Raw genomic sequence first — 2,769 nt, forward strand, 5'->3', positions numbered from 1 at the left:
AATATAAAATGGAGGGTTTCGATGAAACTTACCGGCCCTGGGTTAAAAAAACAGAAGCCATCTACACCAATTTACCAGAAGGTACCTACGTCTTTAAAGTAAGAGCGAAAAATATTTATGGTGTTGTCAGTTCTGAGGCCACTTATAAATTTCAAATTAAACCACCCTGGTACAGAACTGTATTGGCTTATTTGTTATATGCTTTCGCGGCTATACTGATATTTGTATTGATAATGCGCTTGTATACATACGCCCTTAAAAAACAAAACCGGCGCCTGGAGAAAATGGTTAAGGAACGCACCAAAGCCCTGAAAGAGCGAACCGATATGGTTGTGAAACAACGCGACGAAATTGAGCAGCAAAAGGAAGAGATAAGGGTGCAAAAAGATGAACTCGAGGTGCATAAAAATCATTTGGAGCAATTGGTTGAGCATCGCACAGCTGAACTTAAACGTGCCAAAGAGAAGGCAGAAGAATCTGATAACCTTAAAAGCTCTTTTTTGGCCAATATGTCGCACGAAATTCGTACACCTTTAAATGCCATAGTTGGCTATGCTGATTTAATTACCGATGAAAATAGCCAGCAACAGCGATCGCATTTCATGGAAATGATTATGGTAAATGTAGCCAATCTGCTGTCACTAATTGACAATATAATTGATCTCGCAAGGCTTGAAACTGCCCGTGTAGAGCCTGAATTGCAATCGGTTGATCCTGAAGATTTGCTTAAAACCGTTTATCGTAGTTATTTAGATCGGTTTAAAGAAAAGGGTATCGCCTTTGATATCGAAAAAGACACTTCAGAAAAAATTGAAATAAATACTGACCCAAATCGTGTAGAACAGGTTTTTATGCATCTGGTTGATAATGCCCTCAAGTATACTGAAAATGGCAAGGTTATTTTGGGTGTGGCGAAAAACGATGCAAAAAATACCGAACAGATTTTGTTTTATGTTTCCGATACCGGTATTGGTATGAGCAAAGAGGGGGTAGAATTGGTGTTTAAGCGCTTTACCAAACTCGAAAACGATCGTAAAAAACTTTACCGTGGTGCCGGTATTGGCCTTGCTCTCAGTCAGAAAATCGTGCATCTTTTGGGTGGAGAAATATGGATTGAGTCAGCAGAAGGAGAGGGGACTACAGTTTATTTTACATTGCCTGAAGTCTGATATTTCCCGCTGTGTTAATTGTAGCTCCTGTTCCGCCCTTTTGAGCTGCTTACTGTAAATTGAAAATATTAAATACTTCCTTAATTTTCGACCCACTATAAAGCTTTATTTTTATTATACTTGTGCTCTGATATGCAAAATCTGAGTAAACAGCCTGAAATATGAGCACTCGTGCTATTACCTTGTTGATTTTAGTGGTTTTTCTCTTTGGACAGCTCAATGCGCAGAAAGACAAGAGGTCACTTGATTCTTTGTTGCTTAGTCAGCTAACAATTGATATGCAATGGTTCCTTGCCCATAAGGTTGGCAAATCCGGAGGCGATGATTTTAATGAATTTACCCTGAAAAGGGGCTATGTGAACATTAAAAAAGGTATCAGTGAAAAGCTTTCAGGCCGTATTACAACCGACCTTACTGTGGATCAGGAAGGTGATGGAAAGGGTGATATTGAAATCAGGTTGAAATATCTCTATCTTGAATACCGCTTAAACAGTTTTTTGTTTTTCCATCAACCTCATTTTGAGTTTGGTCTGGTACACAGGCCCTGGATCGATTTTGAACAGAGTGTGAATGATTACAGGGTGCAGGGCCGGATGTTTCTCGAACGCAACGATATGATCAATTCGGCTGATTTTGGTGTGGTGTTTATGTCCTTGCTCGGTGGAGAACTCGACAAAGCCTATCAGAAAAATATTAACGACGATTTTCCCGGAAAATATGGTAGTTTTTCCCTTGGTGTATTCAATGGTGGCGGTTATCATGCACTCGAAAACAATACCAATAAAACCCTGGAGTCGCGCCTCACTTTGAGACCTTTGTACCGCATTATGCCGGGACTTCAGTTTACTTACCATGGAGCTGTTGGACGTGGTAATACCGAAGCCGAACCCCATTGGCACTATCAGTCGGCTTATTTATCAATGGAAACAGTCTACAGCGTTTTTACCCTGGAGGGGTATAATGGCAGAGGAAATTATAAAGGAACAGCTGTCCAGGATACGATTTCCTACAATGCAGTACCCCAAAGCGGTTATTCGGTTTTTGCCGAAGGTAAATTTTTTAATTCCAAAATTAGTTTAATCGGCCGCTATGATGACTATATCAGTTATTACGATACAGGCAACCTGCGCACACAAAGGTTTATAACCGGCGTAGCTTACCATTTTTCCAGGGGAAGTAAAATAATTGTGGATTATGAGCGCATTAGATATCGCGATAATCTGGCCAGTGACGATTACTTCTTTGAGCTAGCCCTTGAACTTAGGTTTTAGGTTAGCAAATAGGTTTTCGCGAATAAAACTGAAAAGGTTATCCGCATTGCTCTGTTTAACCGAATTACACCGCCTAATACGTGTGCTGTTTTAACCAGGATCCTGTCCAGTCAAACTTACCGAAGGTAAATCGACACATTCTTAATTTTTCACGCAGCGAACGCAACGATAAAAACGCAGCGTTCGCAACGGAGGTTTTTTACGAGCTTAATTTTTGGCGCAATGATAATAACCGAAACAGAGAGGGGCATAAAAGGAGTTAAATTGATATTTGATGAGGAATTATAACTTGCACCCGGCTTCAGCCGGGTGTTTTGGTTCCCAAAACA

At 40.4% G+C, this 2,769-nt stretch carries 2 protein-coding genes; both read left to right on the top strand.

The features are described 5' to 3' along the window. A partial coding sequence (locus tag VJ937_RS00260) for an ATP-binding protein (protein ID WP_324064915.1) occupies nt 1–1,169 on the top strand: 1,169 nt, incomplete at its 5' end. A 161-nt stretch (nt 1,170–1,330) separates the two neighbouring features. Continuing rightward, entirely contained in the window at nt 1,331–2,440 is a 1,110-nt protein-coding gene (locus tag VJ937_RS00265; protein WP_324064916.1) for a hypothetical protein, read from the top strand. The last annotated feature ends 329 nt before the right edge of the window (nt 2,441–2,769 follow it).

It is taken from the genome of Salinivirga sp. (assembly GCF_035268865.1).
Lineage (GTDB): Bacteria > Bacteroidota > Bacteroidia > Bacteroidales > Salinivirgaceae > Salinivirga.